Annotated in this window: 14 protein-coding genes and 1 pseudogene; 14 read left to right on the top strand and 1 reads right to left on the bottom strand. The window is 64.0% G+C overall.

What is annotated here, in order from left to right; translation table 11 throughout:
- Nucleotides 1–5 precede the first annotated feature (5 nt).
- Nucleotides 6–1250: a branched-chain amino acid ABC transporter substrate-binding protein gene (locus tag AAV94_RS10865; protein ID WP_046742266.1), complete on the bottom strand. Its 1245-nt coding sequence runs from the start codon at nt 1248–1250 to the stop codon at nt 6–8.
- Nucleotides 1251–1494: 244 nt separating this feature from the next.
- Here AAV94_RS10865 and gcvH point away from each other — a divergent pair, with 244 nt between their 5' ends.
- The 14 genes and pseudogenes from gcvH (at nt 1495) to AAV94_RS10795 (ending at nt 14352) form a co-directional block, all read left to right on the top strand.
- Nucleotides 1495–1869, top strand: coding sequence for a glycine cleavage system protein GcvH (gcvH, locus tag AAV94_RS10860; protein WP_046742265.1), 375 nt, complete (start codon nt 1495–1497; stop codon nt 1867–1869).
- Nucleotides 1870–1903: 34 nt separating this feature from the next.
- Complete coding sequence (locus tag AAV94_RS10855) at nt 1904–2356, top strand: DUF2214 family protein (protein ID WP_046742264.1); 453 nt, start codon at nt 1904–1906, stop codon at nt 2354–2356.
- A gap of 110 nt (nt 2357–2466) precedes the next feature.
- Nucleotides 2467–3162, top strand: coding sequence for a fumarylacetoacetate hydrolase family protein (locus AAV94_RS10850; RefSeq protein WP_046742263.1), 696 nt, complete (start codon nt 2467–2469; stop codon nt 3160–3162).
- A gap of 991 nt (nt 3163–4153) precedes the next feature.
- Nucleotides 4154–4900: a hypothetical protein gene (locus tag AAV94_RS10845; protein WP_012112309.1), complete on the top strand. Its 747-nt coding sequence runs from the start codon at nt 4154–4156 to the stop codon at nt 4898–4900.
- 118 nt (nt 4901–5018) lie between these two features.
- Nucleotides 5019–5231: an AlpA family transcriptional regulator gene (locus AAV94_RS10840; protein ID WP_012112310.1), complete on the top strand. Its 213-nt coding sequence runs from the start codon at nt 5019–5021 to the stop codon at nt 5229–5231.
- 42 nt (nt 5232–5273) lie between these two features.
- A pseudogene (locus tag AAV94_RS10835) lies at nt 5274–6149 on the top strand (ParA family protein).
- Nucleotides 6133–6393 carry a hypothetical protein gene (locus AAV94_RS10830; protein WP_012112312.1) on the top strand — a complete coding sequence of 87 codons (261 nt, stop codon included), beginning with the start codon at nt 6133–6135 and terminating at the stop codon, nt 6391–6393. The pseudogene AAV94_RS10835 and the gene AAV94_RS10830 overlap by 17 nt, the downstream one beginning before the upstream one ends.
- Nucleotides 6386–8050: a ParB family protein gene (locus tag AAV94_RS10825; RefSeq protein ID WP_046742262.1), complete on the top strand. Its 1665-nt coding sequence runs from the start codon at nt 6386–6388 to the stop codon at nt 8048–8050. Before AAV94_RS10830 ends, AAV94_RS10825 begins: the two co-directional genes overlap by 8 nt.
- 15 nt (nt 8051–8065) lie before the next feature.
- Nucleotides 8066–8626 (top strand): DUF2857 domain-containing protein, encoded by a 561-nt coding sequence (locus tag AAV94_RS10820; RefSeq protein ID WP_012112314.1) that lies wholly within the window; start codon nt 8066–8068, stop codon nt 8624–8626.
- A gap of 3 nt (nt 8627–8629) precedes the next feature.
- Nucleotides 8630–9880 carry an STY4528 family pathogenicity island replication protein gene (locus AAV94_RS10815; RefSeq protein ID WP_012112315.1) on the top strand — a complete coding sequence of 417 codons (1251 nt, stop codon included), beginning with the start codon at nt 8630–8632 and terminating at the stop codon, nt 9878–9880.
- Nucleotides 9881–10211: 331 nt separating this feature from the next.
- Entirely contained in the window at nt 10212–11000 is a 789-nt protein-coding gene (locus AAV94_RS10810; protein WP_012112316.1) for a PFL_4669 family integrating conjugative element protein, read from the top strand.
- Complete coding sequence (locus tag AAV94_RS10805; RefSeq protein WP_003098978.1) at nt 10997–11524, top strand: DUF3158 family protein; 528 nt, start codon at nt 10997–10999, stop codon at nt 11522–11524. Before AAV94_RS10810 ends, AAV94_RS10805 begins: the two co-directional genes overlap by 4 nt.
- A 73-nt stretch (nt 11525–11597) precedes the next feature.
- Entirely contained in the window at nt 11598–12038 is a 441-nt protein-coding gene (locus AAV94_RS10800) for a single-stranded DNA-binding protein (RefSeq protein ID WP_003098976.1), read from the top strand.
- Between the two features lie 283 nt (nt 12039–12321).
- Nucleotides 12322–14352 (top strand): DNA topoisomerase III, encoded by a 2031-nt coding sequence (locus AAV94_RS10795; protein WP_003116834.1) that lies wholly within the window; start codon nt 12322–12324, stop codon nt 14350–14352.
- Nucleotides 14353–14783: the final 431 nt, after the last annotated feature.

Genomic DNA, 14783 nt, shown 5'->3' with positions numbered 1-14783 from the left:
CCTGTTCAGCCCGGACGCTTCATCGCACAGGTGCTAGGCATATTGGTCTGCGTCCGCGAGTAGTACTTGACGGGCTGAAAGGAATACCCCGTGTTCTCCGACGAATACGGGAACTCTTCATTGGCCTTGCTCCAGCGGGAAATGAATAGCCCCTGCTGCAGCTGATGGTCCTGCGCGCGCATTTCCACTTCCTCGTGAAGCCCGGGTACGCGCAGCCCCTCCAGCGCCTGCGCGACCAGTCTGGGTTCGGTGGAGCCGGCTTTTTGCATGGCATGCGACAGCAACTGGTAGCCGTTGAAGATGGCGCCGGTATACATGTCATCGTTCATGCGGGCCTTGAAGCCCTGGACCACATCGCCGATCGGCCCCGGCAGGTCCATGTGCGCGTAGCCCACCATGTAGACATTGCCTTCGGCGCGCGCGCCCAGTGCGGTCGGGGTACCAGACACCGTGCCGTAGTAGGTGAAGAACTTGACGTTGTCCAGCCCCGCATCGCCAGCGGCCTTGACCAGCAGCGCCAGGTCCGAACCCCAGTTGCCGGTGATGACGGCATCGGCACCGCTGGCGCGGATCTTTGCAATATAAGGTGCAAAGTCGCGTACCTGCGCCAGTGGCGCCAAATCCTCGCCAACGATTTCGATGTCCGGGCGTTTCTGCGCCAGAAACTCCCTGGCGTACTTAGCCACCTGATGACCATGCGCGTAGTTCTGATTGATCAGAAAGACCTTCTTCACATCGGGCTGCTCCTTGATGTATTCGGTCAGAGCATGCATCTTCATCGTGGTGTCGGCGTCCAGGCGGAAGTGCCAGTAGCTGCACTTGTCGTTGGTCAGGTCGGGATCAACGCCCGCATAGTTGAGAAACAGCACTTCCTTGCCGGGGTTGCGGCTGTTGTGCCGCTCCAGCGCCTCGATGATTGCCAGCGACGCGCCCGAACCATTGCCCTGTACGACATAGCGGATGCCCTGATCAATCACGCCCCGCAGCAGACTGGCCGTCTCCTGCGGGCTGAGCTTGTTGTCAAAGCCCACCACCTCGAACGTCACGCCCGCAGGGTTGAGCTCTGGGTGGGTATTGAAGTATTCGGCCAAGTACTGAAAGCTCTTGAGCTGGTTGCTGCCCACGGCGGCCATCAGGCCCGAGAGCGGATCGAGCCAGGCGATGCGCACAGTCTCGCCCTGCTGGGCAAATGCCGAGGCAGAGATGGCCAGCATGGCAGCCACGGCCGCGCTGCGAAAAGTACGTTGCATAGTGTGTCTCCTGATGTAGTTGGGGGCCGTGGTCCGGCACCGCGCCGCTTCCTCCCGGCAGGCGCAGCGCCGCCACCACCGCAGCGTAGAGGCCATTGCGCCGCGCCCATACGGGACAAGCCCCTATTCGGTGTCCTTCACGTGCCACCTACCCATCACAGCCGCGGCCAGCCAACCTCGGGATGGCGATGCTTTCCCGTTACAGTTCGTCCTCATCCACACCAACAAGCCACAAGGAGCTGCCATGGCCCTCAAGTTTTCCCGCGAACACGAATGGATCGATGCGACCGACCCGCATGCGGCCATTGTCGGCATCACCATGCATGCGCAAGAGGCACTCGGTGACGTGGTCTTCGTCGACTTGCCGGCCGTCGGTACGGTGCTGCGGCAGGGCGAGGTCGCTGGCGTGGTCGAGTCGGTCAAGGCCGCGGCCGACATCTACATGCCCGTCGATGGAGAAATCGTGGAGGTCAATGAGGCCCTGCGCAACGACCCGAGTCTTGCCAACACCGCAGCACTGACCGAGGGTTGGTTCTTCAAGGTCCGGCTGGCCAATCCAGCGCAGCTCGAATCGCTGCTGGACCAGGCTGCCTACGACGTCTTCGCCGCCAACAGCTGACCTGCCCCGTTTTTGCCCAAGCAGCGTGCCAACCATGTTGATTGCCAACGCCCTTGCCTACCTGCACCTGCTCGGCGTAATCGGCGTATTTGCATGCCTGTCGATGGAAATCGTGCTGTGCCGCACGGAGTGGCTCAATAGCGCCGCGCTGCGCAAGCTTGCTGCCATCGATCTGGCTTACGGTGCCAGCGCAGCGCTGGTACTTGCCACCGGCCTGGCCCGCATCTATGGCCTGGGCAAGGACCCTGAGTGGTACTGGGCCAATGGGCTGCTGCACGCTAAGCTGGGGCTTTTTGTGGGGGTGGCATTACTGTCATTGCTGCCGACACTGCGCTTTTTGCGATGGCGCAGGCAGTGGTTGTGCCAACAGCGCCTGCCCGCCACTGCGGAAATCAACACGACCCGGCGGCTGATAATGGTGGAAGTGCATGTGCTTGCCGTGATTCCCTTACTGGCAGTCTTGCTAGCGCGCGGCTGGGGCGGCTGACGGCGCTTTGCCTGGCAGTTGCCTCCCCTCCCTTACCGCGCAGCTATACGGTATGAGCGCGCTTTGCGTTCGAGTTAACGGTCCCTATCGTTTTTCTGAGAACAAACGCTATGTCCTATCTTTTTGACCCCGCCACACCTGCCGCCGTTGGCATTGCCGAAAGCGCGTCGCTGTTTCCCATCCATCGCATTTATTGCGTGGGCCGCAATTACGCCAAACATGCGCAGGAAATGGGCGCAACCGGCCGCGAGGCGCCATTTTTCTTTCTCAAGCCAGCCGACAGCGCCGTCTACGTGCCGGCCGGGCAGACCGGAACCGTGCACTACCCGCCGCTGACGCAGGATCTGCACCATGAAGTCGAACTGGTGGTTGCGCTCGACAAGGGCGGGCGCGACATTGCCGTCGACGCGGTCATGGATCATGTCTTTGGCTATGCCGTGGGCATCGACCTGACGCGCCGCGACCTGCAGGCCGAGATGAAAAAGGCCGGACGGGCCTGGTCCATCGCCAAGGGCTTTGACGAGAGTGCCCCTGTTGGCCCGATCGTGCCCAAGGCCGCAGCGGGAGATGTCGAGAACGCCGCCATACGCTTGAGTGTCAACGATCAGCTGCGTCAGGAAGGCAACACGGATGAGCTGATCTGGAAGATCGCGGAGGTCATTGCCACGCTTTCCCGTGCATGGACGCTGCAGCCTGGCGATCTGATCTTCACCGGCACGCCTGCGGGTGTAGGCGCTCTGCAGCGCGGCGACACCGTCAGCGCCAGCGTGGCTGGCCTGCCAGAGTTGCGCCTGACAATCGCCTGAGGTGGTACTTCGTGTCTCAAGCGGCATCATTGCGCGCTGCGCACAATGATGCTCAAGCCACCTGGGCATCCCAACTGCGAAGCGGCGTGCCCCGCCATAACGGCCAAAAAAAAAGGAGCCTAGGCTCCTTTTTTGCAATCCAATCTGGAGCGGGAAACGAGACAGGCACTAGGGCGCTAAATCCTTGTTTCCCAATCACATTCTTCGCCGCCGTGAGCAGCGAAGGCCTGAATTATAGCCTTGTTCTTCGCCCTCGGCAACAAAACTCATCCAACAACTTCCATCAGCGTCCAAGGACTGCCATTTCATCCCCTGACAACCGACGCAGAATACACGGCTACCAGAGGCCCGCCCCTGCAACGCCGCTCGACACTCAGGTCTCCTTGCGTCAGGAATGGCATCAGCATCGAACGTTGAGACCGCGCTTGGTTTGATGCCGTGCGCACCACAGCCCAAGGCTGTTCGTGATGAAGGCCAAGCGGCGAGCAAGGAAAGATGGGGCGCATGTTCACATCACCTGGTCAGCTGGCGACCGTGTGGGAGCGGCGCGCAACAGCCTCAAACTGGCCACAGCCCAGGATCGCTGGATGCTATGTCGATATATCAGGATGCCAGAACAAGCATCACACGCGCGGTTTTCTCTGCGTCCCTCTGGACGTTGAGCAACGACTGCGCCCCAGCGCGACTTGTGAAACCGTAGGGATATCAGACCATAGCGAATCGGTCTTGATACGCCTGACGCACCCCATGACGCTGGCACCGTGAGCGCCATTGTCGAGCGTGCTTCTTCCTTGTTACTCGACGGGCCGGCAACTGGTCGATTCTTGCACATTGAGCAAGAGAGGGCCACCTGTGGCGGATGCCATGATCTCGTCCGCCCACGTTCCGGGGCATTCGTCCCTGGCATCCGCCACAGGCATAACGACACAACAGCCCTTGGCAGGGCGAGAAAGGAGCCGGTGATGTAGCGCTTCCGAAAGGAGACGAAAACATGCACAAGGAGCCACCATTATCAAAGGTGTTCTATCGTCCCATCGAAGCTGCCATACGGTGGGCTGGGTTGTTGCGGTACAAGGCGTCGATCCTCGCCTCGATCGCATCACCGCGGTGCCTGCCGCAGACATTGGACTGCCCGCGATGGAACGAGTGTCGGCTGTACTCGGAACGCATCTACGACGGCATCCTCAACTCGGAACTGCCCTTTGGCAAGAACGGGATCACGCTCAATGACCCAGAGTTGGTGAGTTCACCCGATCTGACCATCCGCCACGTCGATCTGAAACGCTGGATGCGCACTCACTATCCTGAGCATCGACCCGGATTCCTGTTCAGCCGCAGCGAGCGCATGGCGCATCCCTCCATCACCCTGGAAACAGGACAGGCAATCCTGCTGGAACGGCAGGCTCTGCAGGCCGCGCTGGACCATAGCCGGCGTGAGATGCGCAAACTTCAAGCGCAACACGAAGCCTTGCTCAAGCAGTCCGCGGTGCTGTTGGCATCCAAGCAGTGCGCGATCAGTGATCGAGCGGAGACCACGTACCTGAACATCATCGGTGGCATGCTGACGCTGATGCTGGGTCAATCCCCATCGGGTGTGCCGTACTCCAGCTTCAAGACGCAGGAGGCAATCGTCACCGCATTGCTCGCCCACTATGGCGGCACCATGGGCATCACGGAGCGAACCTTGAACGGCAAGTTCGCCAACGCCAGGAAGAATGTGCGTAGCGCAGCCGCGTGAATTCTTCCATCTTGTATGTGCAGTCTCGGAGATTGCATTTGCAATGTCTTTTTGCAGCCATGTCTATTGAATAGAGGTCACGCCAACAAACGCCACTGAGCGTTCAGGAGTGACCGCCATGTCGCAAGTACCTGTACTGCCACCGCACGAGCGCCGCATCCTGCGGCTCGATGAAGTTGAAGCGAAGTCCGGCTTCAAACGCGCCCACATCTACAACCTGATGAAGAAGCGCCAGTTTCCACAGGCGTTGCGCCTTGGCGTGCGCGCGGTGGGCTGGGATTCGGTCGAGATCGATCAGTGGATCGCCGAACGCCTTAACAACCGCACCTGACTCGCTCCCCCTCGGACTTCCCATCGCCAAACGGAGAGCGCCATGCAGGTCGTATCCATCATTTCAACGAAAGGTGGCGTCGGCAAGACGACCACGGCCGCCAACCTCGGCGGGCTCGCCGCGGACGCGGGGCTGCGCGTGCTGCTGCTCGATCTCGACGTGCAGCCCACCTTGTCCTCCTACTACGATCTGGCTCACCGCGCGCCCGGCGGCATCTATGAGCTGCTGGCGTTCAACGAGCGCGGTCTCGACCAGCTCGTGTCCCGCACCATCATCGCGGGCCTGGACCTGGTGCTCTCGAACGACCACCGGGGTGAACTGAACACCTTGCTGCTGCACGCGCCAGACGGGCGCCTGCGGTTGCGCCACCTGCTGCCGGCGCTGGCGCCGCTCTATGACCTGGTGCTAATCGACACCTAAGGCGCGCGCTCGGTGCTGTTGGAGATGGCGGTGCTCGCCTCCGGCCTGGCGCTGTCACCCGTGACCCCGGAAATCCTTGCGGCCCGCGAACTGCGGCGCGGCACCATGCAGTTGCTGGAGGACATCGCGCCGTATCGGCACCTTGGCATCGAACCGCCACCGCTGCACCTACTCATCAATCGTGTCCACCCCGTGTCCGCCAACGCACGCATGATCCAGCAGGCGCTGCACGACCTATTTCAGGATCACACGGGCATCCGCGTGCTGGGCACCGACGTGCCGGCCATCGAAGCCTATCCGCGCGCTGCAACCCGCGGCATGCCGGTGCATCGCGTCGAGTATCGACAGCCACCAGGCAGAGTTGCGCCCGCTGCGCTCGACACCATGCGCACGCTCGCCGGCGAACTGTTCCCGCAGTGGCAAGACAGATTCGCCCGCGTGTCCGGCCGTCCTCCACGTTCTATTGAAACCGGGAGGTCCCGTGGCGAGCGCACATGAACTGTCCCGTGGCCACAAGCGACTGCGCGCCCTGATCGAGTTTGCGGTGAGCGAAGGCTGGCACGTCAAACGTACTCGGGGTGGACACCTCAAATTCACCAAGACCGGCTGCGCCGCCATCTACACCAGCTCGACAGCGAGCGATTACCGGGCAGACCTCAATGCCCGTGCGCAGATCCGCCGAGCCGAGCGCGAGGCCCGCATGGCCCGGCCCGCCAACGCCGAGGGATGCGGCCATGGCTGAGATGACCTCCCAGGACATGGCCGGCAAGCTGCTTGCCGCCGGGTTCGAGCGCAGTGGGCCATCGGCCACGGCTTTGAGTGACCCCATCGCCGACACGCCGATGGTCGTGACGCTGGACCAGTTGCGGCCCTACGACCACGATCCCCGCAAAAAGCGCAACTCGGCCTACGATGAAATCAAGGCCTCCATCCGCGAGCGCGGCCTGGATGCGGCGCCAGCCATCACACGCCGTCCTGGCGAGGCGCACTACATCATCCGCAACGGCGGCAACACCAGGCTGGCGATCCTGCGCGAACTCTGGACAGAAAAGAAGGACGAGCGCTTCTTCCGCATATCGTGCCTGTTCCGGCCGTGGCCTGCGCGCGGGGAGATCGTCGCGCTGACCGGGCACCTCGCCGAGAACGAACTGCGTGGCGGCTTGACGTTCATCGAGCGCGCCCTCGGCGTCGAGAAGGCGCGCGAGTTCTATGAAGCGGAAAGCAGCACGACCTTGAGCCAGTCCGAGCTGGCCCGTCGCTTGGGCGCCGACGGCTTCCCCGTGCAGCAGTCACACATCAGCCGCATGGCCGATGCGGTGCGCTACCTGCTGCCTGCGATCCCGACCGTGCTGTATGGTGGCCTCGGTCGCCACCAGGTCGAGCGGCTGTCGGTCATGCGCAAGGCCAGTGAGCGCACGTGGGAGCACTATGCCAAGGGCCGCTCCCTGCCGCTCGACTTCGACAGTTTCTTCCAAGAAGTGCTGTCGCAGTTCGATACCCAGGCCGACGAGTTCTCGCCGCAGCGTGTGCAGGACGAGTTGATCGGTCAGATGTCCGAGCTGCTGGGCATCGACTACGACGTGCTTGCCCTGGACCTGACCGAATCCGAGAGCCGCCACCGCGCCCTGGTCAGCGACCCAACCCCGCCATCGGCGCCGCCGGCATTGCCTGAGCCTGGGGCCATCGCACGGCCGCCGATTGAACCGGCACCGTCCCCCGCCACAGCAGCACATTCTGCAGGCCACTCTGCCGCCGCGCCGACAAGGCCCCAGGACGATGCGGCCCCGCGTGAGGCATCCGCAGCCACCCCTGCGGCAGCGGCTGGCGATCTACTTGACGAGCACATCGTCTCTCCGGCACCCACGACGCAGCGGCTCCAGTCCATCCAGCGCATGGTCGCCGACCAGTTGGGCGATGCGCTTCCGCCCGACTTCTCGGCCAACGTGCTGCAGTCGATTCCCGTGCAGGCCGGTGGCCTCTATCCCATCTCGGACATCTGGCATATCGACCCAGGTCTCGACGCACCCGGCCGCCTGCGCGTCCACATCGCGCAGTTCGCGCGCGAGATCGCGGGCGAGGTCGACCTGGACGCGTGTGTCGAGGATCGTTCAGATGGCATCGGGTTCGCGTGTCGTGCCCCGACCCAGGTTTCGTCGCCGCTCGCACGTGCCGTGCTCGCGCTGCTGGTTTCCCTGGCCGGTCAGCAGTCGGCCGACGTGGGCTTGGACGGCGGGCACTTCGTCACCGACCTGCCAGCGCTGTTGCACGGCCAAGGCCAACGTCATGCCGACGGGGCCCGGCGATTGAGCGACACCGCGCTGGTCAAGCTGTTTCGTCTGCTGCGGCTGGCCCGGCGCCTGCTGGATCTGGAAGCCGGCGCTCTCGGTCCTGGGACCTGAGCGAGGGAGGCCCGCATGTCCGCACCTAACCCACTCAACCAGGCCGTCATCGCGCAGGCGCTCTACGATCTGCGCAACGGGCAACTGCGCCGCTGCAAGGCGATGGGATTCGGTGAGGAAGAATTGGATGCGCTCAAGCATCCGGCGCTGATCAGCGTACTGGCCAATGCCAGCGTCTCGTGGTGCTCTGTCTCGGTGAACCGGGAAGTGCTCCGGCGATTGCTCAAACAGGCGCAGGACGTGGAGAAGGAGATCGCCACCGTCGATCGCATGTTGCGCCTGGGGGCCAGTACGGAAATGGCGAGCCGTTTTTATGGGCTGACGCACCAGGAAGTCGCGCTACGGCGTGAAGTTCTCGGCCTGCCCAAACGCAAGGGGCGCCATCCGGTTCTGGACGAGGAGCAGGACACCGAGCTGTGGCGACGCTGGAAGGCCGTGACCAGCAGCAGGAATGTCGAGCTGGAGGATGAGACCTCGGTTCTTGATGCGGCAATGGACCTCGCCGAAGGCATGGAACTGCCGCTGTCGGTGGTCTGGGCTGCGATCAAGAACTGGATCGATCAGGGATTGGGTTGAGTCATGGCCGTGGACGACGCTGCACCACGAGCACCACGCCAAGGCCCGGTCGCCCTCGCTGATCTGTTCGACAGCGCGCTGAAAGACCTTGCACCGAAACCTCGCCCGCCCGCGTCCGCGCCAGCTCCCGCATCCGCAACATCTCCTGTCTCCGCAACCGGCGACGGTTTTCTGTTCAGCGGCAATCGGCACGAGAGCGTGCCGCGACGGCTGTTCCTGGACCGACGCCTGACGCCGCTGGAACGCAATGCCTGGCAAGTCTTTCGGATGATGCTCAACGAGGATGGGGTCACGGCGTTTCCGACGTATGAGCAACTTCGCCCGTGGCTCGCGTCAATGCCCTGCGCCGGACAGGCCTCTCACGAGACCGTGGCACGGGCGCTGACGCTGTTGCGCCTGACTCGCTGGTTGAGTCTCGTGCGCCGCAGGCGTGACCCCAAGACCGGGCGCATCCTCGGCAACCTCTACGTCCTGCACGATGAGCCCCTGACGCCTTTCGAGGCGATGCAGCTCGACCCGGACTACTTGGAGCTCGTCAGCCAAGCCCTGGGCCATTCGGCCAAGGCCGTCCAGGTCGTGGGCTTGCACACCCTCAAGGAAATCGCCGAAGACCCGTTGTTGTCTGGCCGCACGTTGCCCTCGCGGCTGCAGGTCCTTGCCGAACGCCTCGCGAGCCAGGGCATTGGGTCGCAGGAGAGTTATCCACAGAAGGATAGGGTTCACGATTCCGAAGAAGGGGCGCCGAGCCTTCTTCGGAATTCTGATGACCCCTCTTCGGATTCCGAAGCAGGGCCGAAACCCGCGTCAGACGGCGCTCTTCGGAATCCGAAGCAGGACCGTACTGTACGTAGTAGTCGTATGAATGAAGTACGTACTACCGCGCGTGAGCGTGGGCAGGCGCGTGCGATGCCAGGAGTTCGCCTGCCTGATCGCTTTCTCGGCTTGAAGGAAGAGCAGCAGGCCGCCGCCATCGTGGCATTGCAGCAGGTCGATGCTCCGCTACGCCAGGCCGTGCTGGACGAATGGGCGGATCGCTGTCGCGGCAGCACCATCCGCAACCCGGCAGGCTACCTGTTCGGCATCATCCAGCGCGCCATCCGTGGCGAGTTCAACGCCTGGGCCAAGCAAGCCGGGTCAGCACCGCCACCTGCCCCTGCACGAGATGCACCGCCTGAACCACCGCGCAATGTGGTTCCACCCGAGGTGGCCCGGCAGCACATTGACCGGCTGCGCGACCTTCTGCGCAGTAGCTGAGCGCGACGAGCGACAAGGGCGTGAAGCAGACGTCGATGGCCGTCAGTAGAGCTATCCCCAGGGGATAGATGTACTACAAGCTGTAACGCCGACAGGCACGGCATGGCACTTCGGTCCAGGGGGGCCGTAATGGCGTCGGTTGCATGAGCGCACGCACCATTTGCGCGAGCAGCGCTCCATGGCTTTCGATGGAGCTATCCCCTGGGGATAGCTCGTGTCACAGGCCACCGCTGCCACGACAACCGGGTCCCGGTTCATTTCGGTTTGTTGACTGACTGCCTTCCGTTGCGTGCCGATCCTGACCGCTCCTTTTCCCAAGCGAGCGGACGCCATGGCAACCAACGAACCTCTGCAACTCAATCTCGGCTCTTTGCGCAGCGCGATGTCGCTGACGCTTCACACCCACCACGCCTCGCGCATCTGGCATGGCCGCGCCGCCGCCGAGGGGCGACCCGGCATCGTCGGCCTGAACGGCTACATCGCCGTGATGAACAAGATGAAGCGCGGCTCGGAGCAGGACGACCCGTACAGCGACTGGTGGATGTTGCGCATCGAGGAAAAGCTCGACCAGACCAGGACCACGTTGCAATCGCTGCGCGAGCAGGTTGACCAGGCACTGGCCGGCGTGCCTGCGGCGTTGAGCCTGGGTGAGAACCTCAACGTGCAGCCGGTGAAGCTCCCCTTGTTCGTGAACGCGCAGCTCGGCTTTGCCGCCGTCTATCTGCTGGCCGACTACGACGACATCGCCCGCAAGCTGATCCTCGCCCACCACACCGCGCTGATCGATCGCTCGACGTTGGAGCGCTGGCTCAACGAAGGTGCCCACGCGCTGCGCAGCCTGTTCAGCCTGGCCCAGCAATACCGCTACTCGGGCTGCACCCGCGACGACTTCGCGGCCAAGAACGCCGCAGCTCGGGCAGCATTGGAGAAGTTCGGCGAACTGCCGCAGGACGTGCTCGAAGGCATGCGCCGCTCGAAGTTTGCGCCGCCCGTCGTGCGCCGTGGTCTGCAACAGCGTGGTGATAGCGCTGCCGCAGCCGCATCTCCCACCGACGAAGGCGCTGCCGCCGATTCGGCCGAGGCCAAGTCCACAGCCGCCGGCGAGGACGAACCGGCATGAGCGACCCGAACCGCGAACCGCGCTACTTCCGTCGTCTGGAACAGCCAGCCTTCATGCGGCTGGAACACGCGGCCTCTCTAAAAGGCCTTTTAAAGCCTTTTAAAGGTAAAGGGGACTTCGAGGCCTGGGCCAGCCAGTGCTTCGCCATGCGCGACGAGTTGATTGCCCTGGCGCAGCGACAGGTGCTGCCACAGGCGTGCGGGCATCCCTTCCACCTGCTTCCCGTCGAGCTGGCCCAGCAGACCACTGGCGCAGGCACGACCTTTCTTCGCTGGCGCAAGCACGATCGATCGGCCATGGGCGTGGCGTTGTGGCAGGAGCTGATGGCGAGCCCCAGCACGCCGGTCAACCTGCTGCACGACCTGCACGAGATCGAACTGCAGCGCGTCATGCTGAACATGCAGATCAGCCTGCTGCACACCCTGGGCAGGCAAGCACAGGAATGCGCCAGCAAGGCCGCGCAGGCGGACAACACCTACCTGCGCCGGCTCGCGTCCGTTCCTGCCGCAGTGCGCGATCGGTGATTGCGCCTGCCATCCGAGCACGCGCCCGAGCCCAACGAGGCACGGGTATTTCAACCACCACGGAGATTCCAACATGAGCACACAATTCATCGGCGAGGGCAACATCGGATCGCCTCCCGAGTACCGCGAATTCCCCAATGGCAACGACGATCCTCGCCGGTTGCTCCGGCTGAACGTGTACTTCGACAACCCCGTCCCCACCAAGGGCGGCGAGTTCGAGGACCGCGGCGGCTTCTGGGCGCCGGTGGAACTCTGGCACCACGACGCCGACCGCTGGCAGCAGCTCTACCAGAAGGGCATGCGGGTGCTGGTCGTCGGCCGCATGGAGCGCGACCCCTGGACGGACAACGAAGATCAGCCGCGTGAGACTTGGCAGGTCAACGCGCGCAGTGTCGGCATCCTGCCGTACCGCATCGAGTCTGTGGCCCTCAGCCCGAAGCCACAGGAGGCAGAGCCGAAGCCCCAGGCCACCCAGGAATCGACGGCGCCGAAAGAGACCAAGCGCAGGAAGTGATCGGGCATGGAGGGCGGCTGCCGCAGTGCTTCGCCGCCCTCCATGCGCTGCGAATTATCCCCAGGGGATAGCTCCACCAACGTCCACCGAGTTCCACGCGCGCTCCCGGAAATCGCGGCTCTCGGCCCGCACACTTCCGGCCACGCACCTTCCCCGCACTCGCCATTTCATCGGCGTGAAAGCGGTCGCTGCCGCATGCGGCTTGTTTGCTGCTGCCAGGGGCTGCGCTCGGCATCCTCGATCCCAGCAACTCCATGAACAACAGGAATCGGGATGGACGGATATGCGGCTGTTCTTGTGCGAGAAGCCCTCCCAGGGCAAAGACATTGGCCGGATTCTCGGCGCCACGCAGCGCGGTGAAGGCTGCCTCAACGGTTCCGGCGTCACGGTCACCTGGTGCATCGGCCATCTCGTGGAGGCGGCGCCGCCCGAGGCCTACGACGAGCAGCTCAAACGATGGTCCGTTGAGCAGTTGCCCATCATTCCCCAGCACTGGCGGGTCGAGGTCAAACCGAAGACCGCCACGCAATTCAAGGTCGTCAAGGCGCTCTTGGCGAAGGCGACTCACCTGGTTATCGCCACCGATGCCGACCGCGAGGGCGAATTGATCGCCCGCGAGATCGTGGAGCTTTGCGGCTACCGCGGCCCCATCGAACGCCTGTGGCTGTCGGCGCTCAACGATGCGTCCATTCGGGCGGCACTGGGCAAGCTGCGGCCTTCGGCCGAGACGCTTTCGATGTACCACTCGGCGCTGGCGCGCTCCCGTGCGGATTGGCTCGTGGGCATGAACCTGAGCCGGCTGTTCACGGTGCTGGGGCGACAGGCGGGTTACGACGGCGTGCTGTCGGTCGGCCGCGTACAGACCCCGACGCTCAAGCTCGTTGTGGACCGCGACCGCGAGATCGCGCGCTTCGTGTCCGTACCATACTGGGCCATCGCCGTGTCCCTGTTCGCAGGCGGTTCGACTTTCGCCGCGCAATGGGTTCCACCCGATGCGTGCACCGACGACGCAGGCCGCTGCCTGCGGCAGCCGGTCGCACAGCAGACCATGCAGCAGATCCGCGCTGCGGGCAGTGCCCACGTCGTGTCGGTGGAGACTGAGCGTGTCCGCGAAGGCCCGCCGCTGCCGTTCGACCTGGGCACCTTGCAGGAAGTGTGTTCCAAGCAGCTTGGGCTGGACGTGCAGGAAACCTTGGAGATTGCCCAAGCCCTGTACGAGACGCACAAGGCCACGACGTACCCCCGCTCGGACTCCGGCTACCTGCCCGAGAGCATGTTTGCCGAAGTGCCCACCGTTCTCGACAGCCTGCTCAAGACCGATCCCTCGCTGCGCTCGATCATGGGCCAGCTCGACCGCTCGCAGCGCTCGCGCGCCTGGAACGATGGCAAGGTCACGGCGCACCACGGCATCATCCCGACGCTCGAACCGGCGAAGCTCTCCGCCATGAGCGAGAAGGAACTGGCCGTGTACAGGCTCATCCGGTCGCATTACCTGGCGCAGTTCCTCCCTCACCACGAGTTCGACCGCACTGTGGCCAAGTTTTCGTGCGGGGGGCAGAACCTGGCGGCCACGGGCAAGCAGGTTGTCATCCCGGGTTGGCGCCAGGTGCTCGCCGAGCCGCAGGCCGAAGACGGTGATGGCGAGGGCGATACTGCGGTCCGCGCCCAGGTGCTGCCCGCGCTGCCGAAACTGTATGAGGGCCTGGCATGCCAGGTGGCCGACGTCGATCTCAAGGCACTCAAGACGCTGCCGCCCAAACCGTACACGCAAGGCGAGTTGGTCAAGTCCATGAAAGGCGTCGCCAAGCTGGTGTCCGATCCCCGCCTGAAGCAGAAGCTCAAGGATACGGTTGGCATCGGCACCGAAGCGACGCGGGCCAACATCATCGGCGGCCTGATCGCTCGCGGCTACCTCGTGAAGAAGGGGCGCGCCATCCGCGCCTCGGATGCGGCTTTCACTTTGATCGATGCCGTGCCTGCGGCGATTGCCGACCCTGGCACCACCGCCGTCTGGGAACAGGCGCTCGACATGATCGAGGCCGGACAGCTCACCCTGGACGTGTTCATCGGCAAGCAGGCCGCGTGGATTTCGCAGTTGATTGCGCAGTACGGCAGCGCCTCCCTGTCCATCAAGGTTCCCCAAGGGCCGGCATGCCCGCAGTGCGGCGCACCCACGCGCCAGCGCAGCGGCAAGAGCGGCCCGTTCTGGTCGTGCAGCCGCTACCCGGACTGCAAAGGCACGCTGCCAGTCGAATCCGGCAGCTCCAAGCGCGGCGCCTCGCGCCCGCGCCGTAGCGGCCGCAAAGGCTCCTGACCGCCCCCGTTCCCCGTGAGCCGTGCCCGCCTTCGGCGGCGTGGCCCCTGTCCCGCACTCCGCCGCATGCCCTGCGGGACGCCCAGCGCGCAACGCCTTCTTGATCCGTGTGCGCGTCCCGCCCAGCCGTCCCCGGCCGCGGGACCTGAAGGTAGCTTCTCTGCGAGCCGCACCACGCGCGTTCTGTTGATCTGCGTTTCTTCCGCCCTCTGCGAAGGGTCTCCCGGTGGCTTGCCAGGCTGCACGAGCCACCGGGAGACCCTTCGTGGTCAGCGGTAATCGGTGCCGGTGCCCGCCGGTGCAAAAACGGGCTCCCTTTGTGCGCGGATGTGCGCCAGACGATGCCGGCCCCAGCCACGACATGGGCCGGGTGTGATTGCTTGATGAGCAGACGGTTCTAGCGACGACCGGGCCTGCCAATCAGCCCACGG

The organism is Lampropedia cohaerens (assembly GCF_001005215.1).
GTDB lineage: Bacteria > Pseudomonadota > Gammaproteobacteria > Burkholderiales > Burkholderiaceae_C > Lampropedia > Lampropedia cohaerens.
Note: the sequence above shows the minus strand (reverse complement) of the source record. Positions and strands in the feature narration are given on the sequence as shown.